Consider the following 18,393-nt stretch of genomic DNA (forward strand, 5'->3'; position numbering starts at 1 on the left):
GCCCGGCCGGCCTCACCGAGGAATTCCGCCCCCCGTGAAGGAAGTCCGCCATGCCGCTTTCCCGTCTGCGCAACCGGCTTTCCGTGGCGCTCGCCGGTGCCGGGCTGCTCCTCTCCGGCTGCGCCCACCCGAGCATCGGCAGTGACCGCGACGACCCGACCGAGCCGGTCACCCTCACCTTCTGGCACGGCTGGTCGACGCCGGGCGAAATGAAGGCCATCAACGATTCGGTCGCCCGGTTCGAGAAAAGGCACCGCAACATCACGGTGAAGGTCGTCCCGAACGTCACCGACGAAACGATGAACCAGGCCCTCCGGGCCGGCGGGGACGACGCACCGGACGTGGTCTCGTCCTTCACCACCAACAACGTCGGGCAGTACTGCTCGTCGGGGATGTGGGCGGACCTCGACCCGTTCCTGAAGAGAACGGGAGTGGTGAAGGAGAAGGTCTTCCCGAAAACCCTGCTGGATTACACGCGTTACCGGGGAGAGCAGTGCGCGCTTCCGCTGCTCGCCGATTCCTTCGGGCTCTACTACAACAAGGACGCCTTCAAGGAAGCGGGCATCACCCGGCCCCCGCGGACCATGTCCGAACTGAAACGGGACGCCGTCGCACTCACCCGGCGCACCAAGGACGGCTCCTACCGGCGGGTGGGATTCATGCCCGACTTCCGCCTCTACCAGAACAGTCCGGACCGGCTGTTCGCCCAGTGGGACCCCCGCTATTTCGACGCCCACGGAAAGTCCCGGCTGGCGAAGGAACCGGCCACCCGGCAGTTCCTCACCTTTCAGCGGGAACTGATCGAGGCCCAGGGCGGCTACGGACCGCTGGAGAAATTCCGCACCACCTTCGGCGACGAGATGTCCTCGCAGAACGCCTTCCACACACAGAAGGTGGCCATGCACATGGACGGGGAATGGCGCGGACTGATGCTGCGGCAGGCCAAGGTCCCGTTCGGCTGGGACACCGCGCCGATGCCGGTGCCCGACGACCGGGCCGACACCTACGGCAAGGGATATCTGACCGGCACCGTGGTCGGTATCGCCCACAGCAGCACCCACCAGAACGCCGCCTGGGAACTGGTGAAATTCCTGACCACGGACACCGATCAGGTGGTCCGGTTCGCCAACGCCATCCACAACGTGCCGTCCACGAAAGCGGCCCTGAAATCCCCGGAGCTGGACGCCGACCCGACGTTCCGCACCTTCCTCCGCATCGCGCAGAACCCGCACAGCGTCGCCCTTCCGCCGTCCACCAACGGCGGGCAGTACGTCACCGCCCTGCAGGACTTCAGTTACGACGTCGAGGCCGGAAAGGTCCCCGATCTCGCCAAGGGCCTGCGCGCACTCGACGCCCAGATCGACGCCGACACCCTCCAGTCCGAGAACTGACGGCCGTCCGGGCAATCGACGGCCGGGAACCGACGGAGAACCGCCATGGCAACCACGACCACCGCCCCCGCACCGGCGCCCGCCCTCCGGCGCAAACGCGCCCGCGAACGGCTGCGCATCCTCGGCTTCCTCTCCCCGTGGCTGGTCGGATTCTCGGTGTTCTTCGGCTATCCGCTGCTCGCCACCGGCTATTTCTCCGTCATGCACTACAACCAGATCCAACCGCCCGCATTCGTGGGCCTGCGGAACTGGACCTACGTCCTCACGCAGATGCCGCTGCTCGGCCCGGCACTGTGGAACACGCTGTGGCTGGTCGTCGTGATGGTCGCCCTGCGGGTGGTGTTCGGCCTGGGCATCGGCCTGCTCGTCACCAAGCTCAACACCGGCGTCGGATTCTTCCGCACCGCCTTCTACCTGCCCTATCTGGCGCCGCCGGTGGCCGCCACCGTCGCCTTCGTCTTCCTCCTCAACCCCGGCACCGGACCCGTCAACGAGATCCTCGGCACGCTCGGCATTCCCGCACCGTCCTGGTTCAACGACCCCGACTGGGCCAAACCCTCGCTGGTGATGCTGTCGCTGTGGGGCATCGGCGACCTCATGGTGATCTTCATGGCGGCGCTGCTGGACGTGCCGAAGGAGCAGTACGAGGCCGCCGAACTGGACGGCGCGGGCGCCTGGGGGAAGTTCCGGTACGTCACCTGGCCGTCGATCACCCCGATCGTGCTGTTCGCGGTGGTCACCGGCGTCGTCCAGACCATGCAGTACTACACCCAGGCGCTGGTGGCCGGAAAGCTCGCCTCCGGTGTCTCCATCGGGCCCGGCACCGTCATCCAGCCCGGCTACCCCGACCACGCCACCCTCACCGTCCCCCAGCTCGTCTACTCCCTCGGCTTCCAGAACTTCAACACCGGCGCGGCGTGCGTGCTCTCCCTGGTGCTCTTCGTCATCGCCATGGCCGTCACCACCCTGCTGATGCGCAAGCGCGCCGGCCTGCTCCCGGCGGAGGACTGACCGATGACCACCACCCTCAGCGCCCGCCCCGCCCCGGTCCGCACCGGCCACACCGGCGGCGGCACCGCCCGCACCCGCGCCCGCCGCACCCGGCTGCTGCACTGGATCGCGGTGCACACCGTCGCCGTCGCCGCCGCCCTCTTCTTCGTGCTCCCCTTCGTCTTCATCTTCCTGACGTCCGTGATGAGCGACGGCCAGGCCATGAGCGGCGAGCTGTGGCCGGACGGCTGGCACTGGTCCAACTACCTGACGGTCTTTAGGACCCCCGGATTCCTGGACTGGTGGAAGAACTCCCTGCTGTACGCGGGCCTGGGCACCCTCTTCACGGTCTGCTCGGCCGTCCCCGTCGCCTACGCCCTCGCCAAGTTCCGCTTCCGCGGCCGCCGCATCGCACTCGTCCTCGTCCTCGCCACCATGATGCTGCCGCCGCAGGTCGTCGTGATCCCGATGTACCTGGTGTGGGCCCAGCAGTTCCACCTGGCCGGCTCGCTGTGGCCGCTGATCATCCCGATGGCGTTCGGCGACGCGTACTCCATCTTCCTGCTGCGGCAGTTCCTGCTGACCGTCCCGCAGGAGTACCTGGAATCGGCGAAGGTCGACGGCTGCGGGGAACTGCGCACCCTGCTGAAGATCGTCGTACCGATGGCCAGACCGGGCATCGCCGCCATCGCCCTCTTCCAGTTCTTCTTCTGCTGGAACGACTACTTCGGCCCGCAGATCTACGCCGCGCAGAACCCCGCCGCCTGGACGCTCTCCTACGGACTGGAGTCCTTCAAGAGCGCCCACAGCGTCAACTGGAACCTCACCATGGCCGCGACGCTGCTGGTCATGGCACCCGTGATCCTCGTTTTCTTCTTCGCGCAGAAGGCCTTCGTCGAAGGCGTCACCCTCACCGGAGTAAAGGGCTGAGAACGGATATGAAGCTCGCAGTGGTCGGCGGCGGCTCGACCTACACCCCCGAACTCATCGACGGCTTCGCCCGGCTGCGGGACGTGCTGCCGCTGGCGGAACTCGTCCTCGTCGACCCGGCACGGGACCGGCTGGAAAGGGTGGGCGGCCTGGCCCGGCGGATCTTCGCCCGACAGGGCCACCCGGGACGGATCACCTGGACCGACGACCTGGAGGCCGGTATCGACGGCGCCGACGCCGTCCTGCTCCAGCTGCGCATCGGCGGGCAGGCCGCCCGCAACCAGGACGAGACCTGGCCGCTGGAGTGCGGCTGCGTCGGCCAGGAGACCACCGGCGCCGGCGGCCTCGCCAAGGCGCTGCGGACCGTGCCCGTCGTCCTCGACATCGCCGAACGGGTCCGCCGCACCAACCCGGACGCCTGGATCGTCGACTTCACCAACCCGGTCGGCATCGTCACCCGCGCACTGCTGCAGGCCGGCCACCAGGCCGTCGGCCTGTGCAACGTGGCGATCGGCTTCCAGCGGAAGTTCGCCGCACTGCTGGGCGTCGCCCCCGACCAGGTCGTCCTGGAGCACGTCGGGCTCAACCACCTCACCTGGGAGCGATCGGTCCGCGTCGCCGGCGAGGACGTCCTCCCCACGCTCCTCACCGAGCACGCCGACGCCCTCGCCGCCGATCTGCGCCTCCCCCGGCACGTCCTGGACCGCCTCGGCACCGTCCCCTCCTACTATCTGCGCTACTACTACCAACACGACACCGTCGTCGAGGAGTTGCGCGGCAAGCCGTCCCGGGCCGCCGAGGTCGCCGCCATCGAGCAGCAGCTGCTCGCCCAGTACGCCGACCCCACGCTCGACGAGAAACCGGAACTGCTGTCCCGGCGCGGCGGCGCCTACTACTCCGAGGCGGCGGTGGCGCTGACCTCGTCCCTGCTGGCGGACACCGGCGACACCCAGGTCGTCAACGCCCTCAACAACGGCACCCTGCCCTTCCTCCCCGATGACGCGGTCATCGAGGTCCCCGCCACCGTGGACGCGACCGGCGCCACCCCCCTCCCCGTACGCCCCCTGGAGCCCCTCTACGCCGGCCTGATCGCCCATGTCACCGCCTACGAGCAACTGGCCCTGGACGCCGCGCTGCACGGCGGCCGCGACCGGGTCTTCGCCGCGCTGCTCTCCCATCCCCTCATCGGCCAGCTCGACCGCGCCGACCGGCTCACCGACCTGCTGATCGCGCACAACCGGGAGCACCTCACGTGGGCCTGACCGGCACGGCGCTCGCCATCGACGCGGGCAACAGCAAGACCGACGTGGCGCTGGTGTCCACCGACGGCCACCTGCTCGGCTCGGCGCGCGGCGGCGGTTTCCAGCCACCGGTGGTCGGCACCGCCCGCGCGGTCGACACCCTCGCGCCCCTGGTGGCGGCCGCCCTCGCGGAAGCGGGACGGTCCGGACCCGTCGGCCATCTCTCCGCCTTCCTCGCCAACGCCGACTTCCCGGCGGAGGAGGAGGCACTGGCCGCGGAGATCACCGCCCGCGGCTGGGCCCGTACCGTGTCCGTCCACAACGACACCTTCGCGCTGCTGCGGGCCGGACTGCCGGACGACGGGGAGCCGGTGGGGGTGGCGGTGGTGTGCGGGGCCGGCATCAACTGCGCGGGCCTGGGCCGCGGCGGGGCCACCGCCCGCTTCCCCTCCGTCGGGCGGATCTCCGGCGACTGGGGCGGCGGTGCGCACCTCGCCGACGAGGCACTGTGGGCGGCGGCCCGCGCCGAGGACGGCCGCGGCGCCCGCACCGAACTCGCCCTCGCCCTGCCCGCCCACTTCGGCCTGCCCACGATGGCCGAGCTGATCGAGGCCCTCCACCTGGGCCGCATCCCCCTGCGCCGCCGCCACGAACTCACTCCGCTGCTGTTCACCGTGGCGGCCGACGGCGACCCGATCGCCCGCACCCTCGTCGCCCGCCAGGCCGAGGAGGTCGCCGTCATGGCTACCGTCGCCCTGCACCGCCTGGACCTCCTCGCCGACCCCACCCCCGTCATCCTGGGCGGCAGCGTCCTGGCCGCCTGCCACCCCCTCCTCCACGACCACCTCACCCACCTCCTCTCCGAACGCGCCCCCAAGGCCGTCCCCCACGTCCTCACCACCCCACCCGTCCTCGGCGCCGCCCTCACCACCCTGGACCGGGCAGAGGCCAGCCCGAACGCTTACGCACGCCTGCGGGCGGCGTATGAGTGAACGGGGCCTGGGTTGGCGGTGAGCGGCTGGGTGGGGTAGGGGGCGCTTGGCGGGGTGGGCGTGAGGGACGCTGATCCGCGGGTGGGGGGTGATGGGCCGCTCGGCGTGGTCGGGCGTGGGTGGGGGCGTTCGCTGGGGCGGTACGGGGGGCGGTGGGCTCGTAGCTCCGGTGGGCTCGTAGCTCCGGTGGGCTCGTCACTGCGGTGGGTTCGTCACTGCGTGGCCGCGCGGGGGCGATCCGGAGCTCCGAATTGCCGGATCACCGGGCCTCCGGATCACGGGCCTACGGACCTCCGGACGTCCGTGCCTCCGCGCCTTCGCGCCTTCGCGCCTTCGGCTCAGCCCACCCGGACCGCCTCCCCCCGGCGGGTCTCCGTGCGTTCGCCGGGGGCCAGGACAAGAGGTGGTGGCAGGTCGTTCGGGGGTGCGGTGGCGGGGTGGGCGTGGTTGCTCTCCGTGAGGATGGTGATGGGGTGGGTGGTGTTGTTGATGACGACGGTCGGGGTGCCGTCCGAGCGGTGATCGAGGGGGTAGGTGCCGTGCGGGTCGATGTACGTCGTGGTGCCGATGGTCAGGAAACCGCTGGCCAACGGGCCGGTTAGGGAAGGCGACGCGTCGGCGCGGGGGCGGTGGGCGAATGGGGCGAGGAGTGTGCGCATGCGGTTCACGATGACCTCCGGTTCTTGGGGCGCGGTGGTCAGGTCGACTCATCCCGCGCTCGACTGCTCTTGTGTTCGTCACTGAGAGTAGTCGAAGGAGGGTGGGGGCGGTAGCGGCGCGCGGGGCGAGGAGGGGGCGTGGGGGTGGTACGTACGCGCCTCCCTGGGGTGACGACTCGCCCCGTCGAGGGGGCTCAGTCGTCGAGTGCCAGGCGCCGAGTGTCAGTCGTCGAGAGGGGCTGAGTCGTCGAGTGTCAGTCGTCGAGCGGGAGGGCCAGGTCGCGTACGTGGCCGGCGAGGAGGAGGACGGCGGCGTCGACGGCGGCCTGGGGGTCCTGGGCGCGGATGGCGTCGGTCAGCCGGGAGTGCGGGTCGGTGGGGGCCGCGGTGGCGGTGTCCAGGCAGGCGGCGCGGCGGAGTTCCTCGCGCAGGGCGGCGCTGAGGGAGCGGTAGATGTCGGCGAGCACCGGGTTGTCGCTGGCCTCCGCGACCAGGACGTGGAACTCCGCGTCGGCCGCGGTGAAGGCCTCGGCGTCCTGGGCGGCGAGCGCGGCGTTCCGGCGGACCAGTGCGGCCTCGATGCCGGCGAGTTGGGCGTCCGTGCGGTGTTTGGCGGCCTGGCGGGCGGCGACCACGTCGAGGCCCTGGCGGACCTGGGTGACGTGGCTGAGCTCGGCGCGTTCGAGGCGTCTGCGGAGGGCGACCGCGCTGTCGTCGTCGGAGATCACGAAGGTGCCGTCGCCCTGCCGGGGTTCGAGGAGGCCGGAGTGGACCAGCGAGCGGACGGCCTCGCGGACCGAGGCGCGGCTGACACCGAGGGATTCGGACAGGGCGTTCTCGGGCGGGATGCGGGTGCCCACCGGCCAGGTGCCGTTCACGATCTGGGAGCGGATCTCGTCGGTCGCGGTCTCCACGAGCGACACCCTGCCCTTGCGGACGGGCTGCATGAGATCACTTCCCTTCGGGTGGCGGGCGGTCGGCCCGGTGCGGTGGGCGATCGCCCCCGGTGGTGGGCCATCGGCCCGTGGGCCACTACCCGTGGGCTCTTGCCCCGGGTAGGCGGTGGCGACGACGGAGACGACGGAACTGTCCGGCATCCGTACCGGTCACGGGGCTGCGCGGGCTCCGGCCGTCACTGCGGGCTCCGGCCGTCACTTTAGTGCGGTGGCGGCGGACCCGGGCCGTGCGCCGGTACAGCGGACCGGGGTGGTGCGCCGGTCCACCTGTGCCGCCGGCTCGTGGGCCCGCTGTGCGCCGGTGGCGAGGGCGATCGGGGCAGGATCGCGCCAATCGCGGTGTGCGTGTCGGTGGTGGCGGACATACTGCTGCCCATGCACCGGTCCTTGTCGTGAGCGCGTTCGGGCGCCGCGTACGGGCGGGCCGGTGACGTGTCAGCGACCCAGGGGGAGGATCTGTGTCGTCCGTGCCGACCAGCAGCGCGGCGCCGCCCGCTCCGGCGCGCCGTCCGGCCTGGGCCGAGGGGCTGGACGAGCTGCGTGCCGCGGCGACGACCGAGCCGGGGCGGCTGCGGGTGATCGGGGCGGTGCTGGCGCTGCTGGTGCTGGTCTTCGGGGCGGCCGCGGCGTGGCAGGTCGCGGACCGGGCGGCGGCCGCGGACGACGTGGTGGAGCACAGTCAGCCGCTGACGGCGGACGCGGCGAGCATCTACCGGTCGCTGGCGGACGCCGACACCACGGCCGCCGGCGGGTTCCTGGCCGGCGGGAAGGACGATGCGGCGACCCGGCAGCGGTACGGCAAGGACATCGCCACCGCGGCGGAGCTGCTCACGAAGGCGGCGCAGAGCGCCCGGAGTCCGGACGGGGCGGGCGAGCAGATCGCCCGGCTCAACCGCCAGTTGCCGCAGTACACGGGGCTGGTGGAGACGGCGCGGGCGAACAACCGGCAGGGGCTGCCGCTGGGCGGGGCGTATCTGCGGTATGCGAACGAGCGGATGCGGACGGAACTCCTCCCGGCCGCCCGGGCGTTGTACGAGGCGGAATCCGACCGGCTGGCGGCGGACTACGCCGATGCCAAGGCCCGGCCGTGGGCGGCGCTGGTGGCGGGGGTGCTGGCGGTGGCCGCGCTGGGATGGGCGCAGCGGCGGCATTACCGGCGGACGAACCGCGTGTTCAACCGCGGGCTGCTGGCCGCCACGGCCGCTTCCGTGGCGGTGTTGTTGTGGCTGGTGGTGGGGCATGCGGTGGCGCGCGCGGGGCTGACGGAGTCGTACGAGCACGGCGCCCGGTCGTTGCGGGTGCTCAATGAGGCGCGGATCGATGCGTTGCAGGCGCGCGGGGACGAGAATCTGACGCTGGTGGCGCGCGGGGCGGTGCTCACGGATGATCAGCAGGACTTCTACGAGGCCGGCTTCCGTACCGGGATGACGGATCTCGCGGGGGCGGGTGAGCGGGGTCCGACGGCGGCCCGGAGCCGGTTGGGGGCGGCGCTGGCGCTGGCGGACGACGAGGCGGGGCGGGCGCCGGTGCGCGCCGCGCTGGCGTCCGTACGCCAGTGGCAGGTGCGGCATGCCGAGGCGCGGGCGGCGGACGAGAAGGGGGATTACGAGCGGGCGCTGGCGAAGGTGGTCGGCGGGGCGGGTTCGACGGGTGAGTCCTTCGACCGGGTGGCGGCGGGGCTTTCCCGGGCGCTGGTGCACGAACAGGCGGAGTTCCGTACGGCGGCGGACGCCGGGCGGGGGGCGTTGGGCGGGCTGCCGGTGGGGGCGGGGGCGTTGGCACTGGTGGGGGCGCTGGGCGCGGTGCTGGGCATCGGGCGCAGGCTGGCGGAGTACCGATGAACGGCGAACGACCGGCCGGCGGCAGAGTACCGGTGAGTGGCGAACGACCGGCTGGCGGCGAACGACCGGTGGACAGAGAAGTACCGGTGGGCGACGGCGTACCGGTGGACGATGAAATGCCGGTGGACAGTGAAGTACCGGTCGGTGGTGAAGTGCCGGTGGGCGGCGGGGCGGCGGGGAGAAGGCGTGGTGAGGGGGGCATGAGCGTGCGCCGGCGGGTGCTGGGCAATCTGCGGGCCGTCCTGGCGCCGGTCGGGGCGGGCATGGGGGTGATGGCGGCCGCGGCGGCGGTGCTGGTGCCGACGCTGGTCGGCGGGGCCGGGACCGGTGCCGTGGGCGGCGGTACGGGCCGGGCCTCGTCGCCCGTGGTGACGCACCCGGCGTACGGGCCGGGGCCGGCGTCGGCCACGACCCCCGCGGCGGGGTGCACGCCGCGGAACGCCGCGGAGAGCCTGCGGCCGTCGTCGGACGACGGGCCGGCGGTGGCGCGGATCAAGGAGCGGGGCCAGCTGGTCGTCGGGGTCGACCAGAACACCTACCGGTGGGGCTACCGCGATCCGGCGACCGGCAAACTGGCGGGCTTCGACATCGATCTGGCGCGGGCGATCGCCACGGACATATTGGGGCCGGACGCCAAGGTGGTGTTCAAGGCGGTACCGACCGACCAGCGGATTCCGGCGCTGCGGAAGCGCCGGGTCGACATGGTGGTGCGGACGATGACGATCAACTGCGCGCGCAAGAAGCTGGTGGCGTTCTCGACGTCGTACTTCCAGGGCGGTCAGCAGGTGCTGGCGCCGAAGTCGTCGGCCGTGAAGGCGTTCGACGATTCGCTGCGCGGCAAGCGGGTGTGTACGGCGGCCGGTTCGACGGGTGAGGCGGAGCTGGCGGCGCAGCCGCACGGCGCGAAGGTGCTGACGGTGCCGAACCAGCTCGACTGCCTGGTGCGGCTCCAGTTGGGCCAGGCGGACGCGGTGGTCACCGACAACGCGCTGGCCGCGGCGCAGGCGGCGCAGGATCCGGCGGTGGAGCTGAAGGGCCGGCCGTTCACGGACGAGCCGTACGGGGTGGCGATGAACGAGGCCGACACGGATCTGGTGCGCCGGGTCAACAAGGTCCTGGACGACTACCGGGCCGGCGGGGCGCCCGACGGTCCGTGGATGCGGGCGTACCGCAAGTGGCTGAAGGCCGACCTGCCGGACATATCGGGGCCGCCGTCACCGGAGTACAGCGACTGACGCCCCTGCCCGCCCCTCCGAAGCGCCAAAGCCGACCGGAAGCGCCGATGCCGGACCGAAACGCCGAAGCCGGCCCGGGGCGTCCACAACAGCCCGAGGTCTCCCGGGCGCCCCGGAACGTCACCAACGGCCCGGCGAAAGTCAAGAGGCCCCCCGGGAGCGGTGTCACCCGGCCGATCGCCCCACGAAGTGCCCGATGCCGTCACTATGGAAAGCGGACAGAACAGGAGGCGGAGGGAGCCGGACCGCAGCAGCCGCGCGGACTCGGTCGCAGCAATCGCCGTGCAGCGTACGCGTATTGGAGAGGTGATCGATGGGGGTCCCTGGACCTGTCCCCGGTTCCGCGGGGAGTTCCGATGCCCCGGTGCTGGGCCTGGAGGAGGTGGACCGCGCCCTGGCGCGGCTCGGCGCCGAGTACGAGGCGATCGAGACCTCACTGCTGGCACTGCAGGACCATGCGGGGCGCCGGCTGCTGGAGGGCGCGGATCTGTCGGGCACCACGAAGGAGCGCTGGGCCGCCACGGAGCGGTCCATCACGGTGCTGTGGGCGCTGTTCGACGCGTATACGGGGGCGTTGGCGGCGGCGCGTGAGCTGCGGGGGCGGCGGCGCTGGCCGTCCCCGGAGGACCTGGCGGCGCTGACGGAGCTGCTGCACGGCGCGGGGGTGACGGTGCCGGGGGTGAGCGGGCCGGGTGAGCGGTACTGCCTGGAGGAGCTCGTGGCGCGGATGACCGGGCTGTACGCGCGCTCGCTGGACGTGATCGTGGCGGCCGACGCGGTGTGGTCGGCGCTGCCGGCCCGGATAGACCTGCTGTCGGCCGAGTTGCAGCGGACCCGGTCGCTGGCGCATTCGGTGGGCGTGCGGCCCGGTGAGCATCCGGCCGGCGACGACCTGGAGCGGATCACGGGCGAGCTGGCGCGGCTGCGGGCGCAGGTGATCGCCGATCCGCTGGCGTTCTGGGTGTCGTCGTCGACGGGGAGTTCGGCGCCGGGCGGCGGCCGTCCGGACACCGCGCGCTACGACCGTGCGGCGCGGGCGCTGGAGGACATCCGGCGGGAGGTGGCGGCGGTGCTGGACGTCCGGCAGGACGCCGAGCAGCGGCTGATGCAGCTGCGGGACGTGCTGTCGCGGGCGGACCGGACGCTGACCGAGGCGCGGCAGGCGCGCGGCGAGGTGCTGGCGAAGATCGCCGCGTCGGAGGTGCCGGCGGTCAGCGGCCCGTCGACGGCGCTGCACGAGCAGCTGGCGGCGGCCGCGGAGTACCGCCGGCGGGCGCAGTGGCACCGGCTGTCGCCGCTGCTGGACAGCCTGGAGGAGCGGGCGGAGGACGAACTGCAGCGGGCCCGCGAGTCGTTGACGGCGGTGACCGCGCCGCTGGCCGTGCGGGCGGAGCTGCGCGGCCGGCTGGACGCGTGCCGGGCGCGGATGGCGCGGCACGGCCTGGCGGAGGATCCGCTGCTGGTGGAGCGGTACGACATCGCGCGGCGGATGCTGTGGAGCGCGCCGTGCGATCTGCGGGCGGCGGAGCAGGCGGTGTGGCGCTATCAGCAGGTGGCGGCGGAGGCGCTGGTTCCGCAGGCGCCGGAGGGCAGGGGGGATTCGTGACGGAGCGGGCCGGTGAGCGCTGCCAGCGGCGGGACTGCGCGGGCGGCTACGAGGACGTCGGCGGCGGTGAGCGGTACTGCGACGTGTGCGGGCTGCCGCCGGTGGTGTCGCCGGACGGGCTGCTGGCGGCGCCGCCGACGGGCATCACCGGGCGGGCCTTCGTGGCCGGTCCGCAGGAGCGGGAGGCGGCCGGGGCGCTGCTGACCGTCCCCTCCCCCGGGCCGGCTTCCGGAGCGGGGTCGTCCGGGCGGGTCCCCGGGTCCCGGCGGCCGGCGTCGCGGCGTTCGGTGTCCGGGCGGCTGCCGCGCGAGGGCTCCGGCGGGGCGGCGCGCGGGGTGGCGGCGGTGTCGGTGCGCGGGTCCGGCGGCGGGGCGTCGTCCGGGTCGGCGCGGGGGCGGCTGGGTGCGGGCCTGGTGACGGTGGAGCAGGTGCCGCGGCCCGATCCGCGGACGGCGGTGCTGGCGCATCCGGAGGTGCCCGAGCGCAAGCGGTTCTGCAGCCGGGCGGACTGCGGTGCGCCGGTGGGGCGTTCGCGCGAGGGCCGGCCGGGCCGCTCGGAGGGGTTCTGCGGCAAGTGCGGTCATCCGTACAGCTTCGTCCCGAAGTTGCGGCCCGGGGAGAGGGTGCACGGTCAGTACGAGGTCGTGGGCTGTCTGGCGCACGGCGGGCTGGGCTGGATCTATCTGGCGATCGACCGGGCGGTGTCGGACCGCTGGGTGGTGCTCAAGGGGCTGCTGGACACCGGCGACGAGGAGGCGCTGGCGGTCGCGATGTCCGAGCGGCGGTTCCTGGCGGAGATCGAGCACGCCAACATCGTGCGGATCTACAACTTCGTACAGCACCTCGACCGGGAGACGGGCAGTCTCGACGGCTACATCGTCATGGAGTACGTCGGCGGCAAGTCGCTCAAGGACATCGCCAACGACCGGCGGACGCCCGAGGGGAGGCGCGATCCGCTGCCGGTCGCGCAGGCCTGCGCGTACGGCATCGAAGCGCTGGAGGCGCTCGGCCATCTGCACAGCCGCGGCTACCTGTACTGCGACTTCAAGGTCGACAACGCCCTCCAGCAGCACGACCAGCTCAAGCTGATCGACATGGGCGCGGTACGCCGGATGGACGACCACGAGAGCCCGATCTACGGGACGATCGGCTACCAGGCACCGGAGATGGCCGCGCTGGGCCCGTCGGTCGCCTCCGACCTCTACACCGTCGCGCGCACCCTCGCCGTCCTCACCTTCGACTTCCAGGGCTACACCAACGTCTTCGCCGATTCGCTGCCCGATCCGGACCACATCGAGGTGTTCCGCGCCCACGAGTCGTTCTACCGGCTGCTGGTGCGCGCCACGGACCCGGACCGCGACCGCCGGTTCGGTTCGGCGCAGGAGATGGCCGAGCAGCTGACGGGCGTGCTGCGGGAGGTGGTGGCGGTCCGGTCGGGCGAGCCACGGCCGGCGCTGTCGCAGCTGTTCGGCCCGGAGCTGCGGGCGGCGGACACCGAGCTGCTGGCGCCCCAGGAGGGCGACAGTTCGCTGCTGGGGGCGCGCGGCACGGACCCGGGCCGGGCCGCGGAGGCTGCGGCGGCCGGCGGGCCGGTGCTGCGGCCGCTGGAGGTGGCCGGGGCGGCGCTCGCGCTGCCGGTGCCGCGGGTGGACCCGGACGACCCCGGGGCGGGACTGCTGGCCGGGCTGCCGGCCGCCGCTCCGGCCGAACTCCTCGCCGCGCTGCGCGCCGCGCCCGTCGCCTCCCTGGAGATACGGCTGCGGGAGCTGCGCACCCATCTGGAGAACGGCGACGGCGCGGCCGCGCGGGCCGTACTCGACGAGGTGGCGGACCCGCCCGCCGGGCCGTGGGACACCGCCGTACGGTCCGCGGACGCGTCCGGTGACGGGCCGGGTGACCGGGGCACCGACTGGCGGGTGGTGTGGCACCGGGGCCTGCTGGCGCTGGCGACCGGCGACCGGGAGACCGCGGCGCTGGCCTTCGACGCGGTCTACGACGCGTTCCCGGGCGAGCCGGCGCCCAAGCTGGCGCTGGGCCTGTGCGCCGAGCTGCTGGAGCAGTGGGACAACGCGATGGAGTACTACCGCCTGGTGTGGGCGACCGACCGCAGTTACGTCAGTGCGGCGTTCGGGCTGGCGCGGGTGCGGCTGGCGGCGGGCGACCGGGCGGGCGCGGTCGAGGCCCTGGAGTCCGTCCCCGCGTCGTCCATCCACTACACCGCGGCGCGCATCGCGGCGGTCCGCGCGCGGCTGCGGCAGCGCCCGCCGGACGATCCGCTGTTGCCGGACCTGCGGGCGGCCGCCCAACAGGTCGAGGCGCTCGCGGACTTCGGCCTGGACGCCGGACGGCGGGAACAACTCGCCACGGAGGTACTCGGCGCGGCCCTGGACTGGGTACTCTCCGGGAGCCACGGTGCCCGACCGGACGGTACGGCGGCCGGCGCCGGACCGCCGGTGCTGCTCGGCAGTCCGCTGGACGAGCGCGGGCTGCGGTTCGGCCTGGAACGGTCGTACCGCCTGCTGGCGCGGCTGGCGGAGCGTGGTGAGAGAAGGATCGAACTGGTGGAACGGGCCAACCGCTTCCGCCCCAGGACATGGGTGTGACATGGGTGTGACTGGGCCGTTCCGGTGTGCGGGCTGCAACGAGCCGTACGAGGCGGCGGACAGGTTCTGCGGGCGGTGCGGCACCGCCCTGCCGGCGGCGGCCGCGGCGCAGATGGCGCCGACGGCGCCGACGGCCGAGGGGTCTTCGAAGCCTTCGGAGACCTTGGGGTCGCCGGACGTGCCGGAGGCTTCGGAGCCGTCGGAGACTGCGGGGGCGCCGGATGCGCCGGAGCCGTCGGAGCCGTCGGAGCCCTCGGCGTACGAACTGGCGCCGCCCGAGCCTCCGGTGCCGCCGCGGCCCCCGGTGCCGCCGGTACCGCCCGCCGGCGGATCCCCGGCCGGGCCGCCGCCGCCCGCCCCCGGCACCCGTCTTCCAGGGGCGGACGCGGGCCCTCCGGCCGGCCCCCTGGCGGGTCCGCCGGCCGATCCGCGGGTCGCCGGGTACGAGGCGGTCGCTGACGCCGCGGCCGGGGCGGCCGCCCCGGAGGAGACGCCCTTCGCTCCCCCGTCGGAACGGTCGCCGTTCGACCCGCCGTCGGGCGGGTCGCCGTTCGATCCCCCGCCGGCGCCGGCACCGCCCGCCCCGGAGCCCGCCACGACGGCACCGGAACGGGACCACATGGAGCGGGAACTGGCGGGCATCGCGGCGGTCAGCGACCGGGGCCACCGCCACCACCGCAACGAGGACTTCTTCGCGCTGCGGGCCGCCGCACTGCCGGACGGCGCACCCGCCGTGGTGGCCGTGGTCTGTGACGGTGTCTCCTCGGCGACCCGCCCGGACGACGCGTCCCGGGCGGCGTCCGAGGTGGCCGGCGAGGCGCTGGCGGCGGCGCTGCCGCGCGGCACCCACCCCCAGCAGGCCATGCACGAGGCCGTCCTGACCGCCTCCGCGGCGGTGGACGCACTCGCCGCCGACCCCTCGGTCGTGCACGACGAGCACCGCCAGCAGAACGCCCCGGCCTGCACCATCGTCGGCGTACTGGTCGGCGGGGAGCTGCTGACCGTCGGCTGGGTCGGCGACAGCCGCGCGTACTGGATCCCCAACGACCGTACGGCGCCGCCCGTCCGGCTCACCGAGGACGACTCCTGGGCCGCGCAGATGGTCGCCAACAACCTGATGTCCGAGGAAGAGGCCAACGCCGACCAGCGGGCGCACGCCATCACCGGCTGGCTGGGCGCCGACGCCTACGAGGTCGAGCCGCACACCGCGTCGTTCAAGCCGGACGGCCCGGGCGTCGTGGTGGTGTGCACGGACGGGCTGTGGAACTACGCCGACACCGCGGAGCAGATGGCCGCGGTGCTGCCGTACGACGCGCCGGCCCGGCCGCTGCCGGCGGCCCGGGCGCTGGTCGCCCACGCGCTCGCCGGCGGCGGGCACGACAACGTCACCGTGGCGGTGGTGCCGTTCCCGGCGCCGGCCCCCGGCCGGACGGACTGAACCACCACAAGCCGGTCATCAGGGGAGGGATGACGGCGTACCGGAGGTTCGGCCCGATTCCGGCCGCGGAACGGGGACTTCGGGCGGTGTTGACCGGCCGTCCGGCGTCGCACGGAAGGAGGAGAGTGCGAAACTCCTTGCGAAGGTGGTGGGCGTCGCCAATGCGGCGCCCGGTACTGTGCGACGAAGGCGAAGGCTGCCGGGGCGGGCGGGACGACTCCCGCCGCACGCGCCGCGCGCACCGTTCGCGCGACGAACAAGCGACAGAGAACCACGATCAGTACCGAGCAGTACCAGCAAGACGAAACGGTACGGAGGGGGAAGAACCGACATGCCGACCTGCCCGAACGGCCACCAGTCGGTGGCCGAAGACTGGTGCGAGGTGTGCGGCCAGCGGATGCCGGGTGCTGTCCCCCCGCCGCCCTCCCTGCCTGCCGGCTTCCTGAACACACCACCGCCCGGTCAGCCGACCGGCCAGCCCGGCCCGCCGCAGGGCCAGCCGGGCCCGCCGCCCGGCGCCCCCGGCCCCGGCCCGGGCGCCCCTGATCCGCAGGGCGCCCCCGGAGGCTACGGCTTCCCGCCGCCCGCACCCGGGCCCGGCGGTCCTGGTCCCGGTGGCCCTGGTCCCGGTGGCCCTGGTCCCGGCGGTCCCGGCACCCAGGGTGGCCAGGGCGGTTACGGCTTCCCGCCGCCCGCACCCGGCCCCGGTGGCCCCGGCCTCGGTCAGCCGATGCCCGGCCCCGGACCCGACCAGTCCGGTCCCGGCGCACCGGGCGAGCCGTGCCCGCAGTGCCGTACGCCGCGGGACGGGATGGCACCGTTCTGCGCCGAGTGCCGCTACAACTTCCTCACCAACTCCCCGATGTCCTACGCCCCGCCCGGGCAGCCCACGGGCCAGCAGCCCGGCCCGCCGCCCGGCATGCCCGGCCCCGGCGGTCCCGGCACCCAGGGCGGCGGCCCGGGCGGCTACGGTTTCCCGCCGCCCGCACCCGGCCCCGGCGGCTTCGGTCCGGGTCCTGGTGGCCCCGGCCCCGGTCCCGGTCAGCCGATGCCCGGTCCCGGTGCCCCCGGTGGCCAGGACGGCCAGGGCGGCTACGGCTTCCCGCCGCCGCAGCCCCAGCAGCCGCAGGGCATGCCGCCCGGTCCCGGCCAGCCCGGCCCCGGTGGCTTCCCCGGCCAGCCCGGCCCGCCGCCCGGCATGCCCGGCCCCGGCCAGCCCGGCCCGCCCCCGCCGCAGCAGGTCGACGACTGGCCCCTGACCCCGCCCGCCGCCCACGGCGCGCCGCCGATGGCGCCCCCGCCTCCGGGCCCCGGCCCGCAGGCACCGTTCGAGCAGCAGCCGCCGTTCGAGCAGCAGCCGCCCGCACCGTTCCCGCCGCAGCAGCCCGGCCCGTACGACCAGCAGCCCGGCCGCCCCTACGACCAGCAGCCCGGTCCGTACGACCAGCAGCCGCCGCCCCCGTTCGAGCAGCAGATGCCGCCGCAGCAGGGGCCCGGGCCGGACCAGCAGTGGAACGGCGGTCCCGGACAGGGTCCCGCCGCGCCGCCGCAGGGCCCGCCGCCGGTCGTCGGTGAGGGCTGGGTGGTGGCGATCGCCCCGGACCGCGAGTACTTCATGGCGATGATGGGCCGCAGCGGCCCGGAGGCGGCGGGGCTCAACCTGCCCTCGTACTCCCCGGAGCAGGTGCTGCCGCTCGCCAACGGCCAGCTCGCGGTGGGCCGCCGCCGCAACAGCACCGGCGAGTCCCCGGACATCGACCTGGGCAGCTCGCCGGAGGACCCGGGCGTCTCGCACCAGCACGCGCTGCTGGTGCAGCAGCAGGACGGCAGCTGGGCGGTGGTGGACCAGAACTCCACCAACGGCACCACGATCAACCTCGCCGAGGACCCGATCCAGCCGTACGTACCGGTGCCGCTCCACGAGGGCGACCGGGTGCACGTGGGGGCTTGGACGACGCTCACGGTGCGACGGGGCTAGGTTCTCCCACGTACCTGGCCGTCCCGCCGCGGGGCTTGCTCGCCGTTGCGCTTTGCGGCGCGCCGCACGTGGCTGTCTGCGGCGCCGCGGTTGTTTCTCGCCGTTGCGCCTGCGGCGGGCTGGGTTTGTGGTGGGTGCGGTGACGGGCCTCCGGGGCCGGTTGTGTGGACTGCTGACGCTTTACGTCCACACAACCGGCCCCTCCGGCCCGTCCCCTCCCGTGGGGGGGGAGTGTGCAGGTGAGTGGGGGCGCGCGTCGTTGCCCGCGCACCTGGTGTCATGTGGTCTTGGGAATGCCTCGCCCAGCCGTCGAGTTGTGGCCCCGCAGGGGGCCCTCGCAACCCTTACGGGATCTGTTCGACCATCCCCTAGGGGTACCCAAGCCCCCTTGCATGCCCCAACGTCCACCCCCACGCACCGCATTCCCATCCCCCCAACGGGAGGGGACGGGCCTGGGGGGGGTTTTTTTTGGGGGGGAAAAATGCACAAGCCAAAAAAAAAAAACCACAAGACCATCACCCCACCCAAAAAAC

General features: G+C 73.6%; 13 protein-coding genes. 11 read left to right on the forward strand and 2 right to left on the reverse strand.

The genetic code is table 11. From position 1 onward, the window contains the following. Positions 1-50 precede the first annotated feature (50 nt). The 5 genes from ACZ7MX_RS37905 to ACZ7MX_RS37925 are packed head-to-tail and all read left to right on the forward strand — an operon-like array spanning position 51 to position 5,544. A complete protein-coding gene (locus ACZ7MX_RS37905) occupies positions 51-1,391 on the forward strand; it encodes an ABC transporter substrate-binding protein (protein ID WP_472139010.1) in 1,341 nt (446 codons plus the stop codon). Positions 1,392-1,436: 45 nt separating this feature from the next. Further along, on the forward strand, positions 1,437-2,402 hold the full coding sequence (locus ACZ7MX_RS37910) for a carbohydrate ABC transporter permease (protein ID WP_472139012.1): 966 nt from the start codon (positions 1,437-1,439) through the stop codon (positions 2,400-2,402). A gap of 3 nt (positions 2,403-2,405) precedes the next feature. Beyond that, complete coding sequence (locus ACZ7MX_RS37915) at positions 2,406-3,311, forward strand: carbohydrate ABC transporter permease (RefSeq protein WP_472139013.1); 906 nt, start codon at positions 2,406-2,408, stop codon at positions 3,309-3,311. An 8-nt stretch (positions 3,312-3,319) separates the two neighbouring features. Continuing rightward, positions 3,320-4,573: a 6-phospho-beta-glucosidase gene (locus tag ACZ7MX_RS37920; RefSeq protein ID WP_472139015.1), complete on the forward strand. Its 1,254-nt coding sequence runs from the start codon at positions 3,320-3,322 to the stop codon at positions 4,571-4,573. Next, entirely contained in the window at positions 4,564-5,544 is a 981-nt protein-coding gene (locus ACZ7MX_RS37925) for an N-acetylglucosamine kinase (protein WP_472139016.1), read from the forward strand. Before ACZ7MX_RS37920 ends, ACZ7MX_RS37925 begins: the two co-directional genes overlap by 10 nt. Positions 5,545-5,882: 338 nt before the next feature. Here ACZ7MX_RS37925 and ACZ7MX_RS37930 read toward each other — a convergent pair whose 3' ends face one another. Together ACZ7MX_RS37930 and ACZ7MX_RS37935 are read right to left on the reverse strand one after the other, a co-directional pair. Continuing rightward, entirely contained in the window at positions 5,883-6,203 is a 321-nt protein-coding gene (locus tag ACZ7MX_RS37930; RefSeq protein ID WP_472139018.1) for a hypothetical protein, read from the reverse strand. A 254-nt stretch (positions 6,204-6,457) separates the two neighbouring features. Then, positions 6,458-7,150: a FadR/GntR family transcriptional regulator gene (locus ACZ7MX_RS37935; protein ID WP_472139020.1), complete on the reverse strand. Its 693-nt coding sequence runs from the start codon at positions 7,148-7,150 to the stop codon at positions 6,458-6,460. 476 nt (positions 7,151-7,626) lie between these two features. On the opposite strand from ACZ7MX_RS37935, the gene ACZ7MX_RS37940 reads away from it, so the two are divergent. The 6 genes from ACZ7MX_RS37940 to ACZ7MX_RS37965 all read left to right on the forward strand — a co-directional run bounded on the left by ACZ7MX_RS37940 (position 7,627) and on the right by ACZ7MX_RS37965 (position 17,860). Continuing rightward, positions 7,627-9,000, forward strand: coding sequence for a hypothetical protein (locus ACZ7MX_RS37940; RefSeq protein ID WP_472139022.1), 1,374 nt, complete (start codon positions 7,627-7,629; stop codon positions 8,998-9,000). Between the two features lie 200 nt (positions 9,001-9,200). Further along, positions 9,201-10,235, forward strand: a complete 1,035-nt coding sequence (locus ACZ7MX_RS37945; RefSeq protein ID WP_472139024.1) for a glutamate ABC transporter substrate-binding protein — start codon at positions 9,201-9,203, stop codon at positions 10,233-10,235. A 313-nt stretch (positions 10,236-10,548) separates the two neighbouring features. Continuing rightward, positions 10,549-11,841 (forward strand): coiled-coil domain-containing protein, encoded by a 1,293-nt coding sequence (locus ACZ7MX_RS37950; protein ID WP_472139025.1) that lies wholly within the window; start codon positions 10,549-10,551, stop codon positions 11,839-11,841. Further along, on the forward strand, positions 11,838-14,444 hold the full coding sequence (locus tag ACZ7MX_RS37955) for a serine/threonine-protein kinase (protein WP_472139026.1): 2,607 nt from the start codon (positions 11,838-11,840) through the stop codon (positions 14,442-14,444). Before ACZ7MX_RS37950 ends, ACZ7MX_RS37955 begins: the two co-directional genes overlap by 4 nt. A 1-nt stretch (position 14,445) precedes the next feature. Next, complete coding sequence (locus tag ACZ7MX_RS37960; RefSeq protein WP_472139028.1) at positions 14,446-15,882, forward strand: PP2C family protein-serine/threonine phosphatase; 1,437 nt, start codon at positions 14,446-14,448, stop codon at positions 15,880-15,882. Positions 15,883-16,213: 331 nt separating this feature from the next. Beyond that, positions 16,214-17,860, forward strand: coding sequence for an FHA domain-containing protein (locus tag ACZ7MX_RS37965; protein ID WP_472139029.1), 1,647 nt, complete (start codon positions 16,214-16,216; stop codon positions 17,858-17,860). Positions 17,861-18,393 lie beyond the last annotated feature (533 nt).

Source organism: Streptomyces sp. NPDC107765, assembly GCF_055657085.1.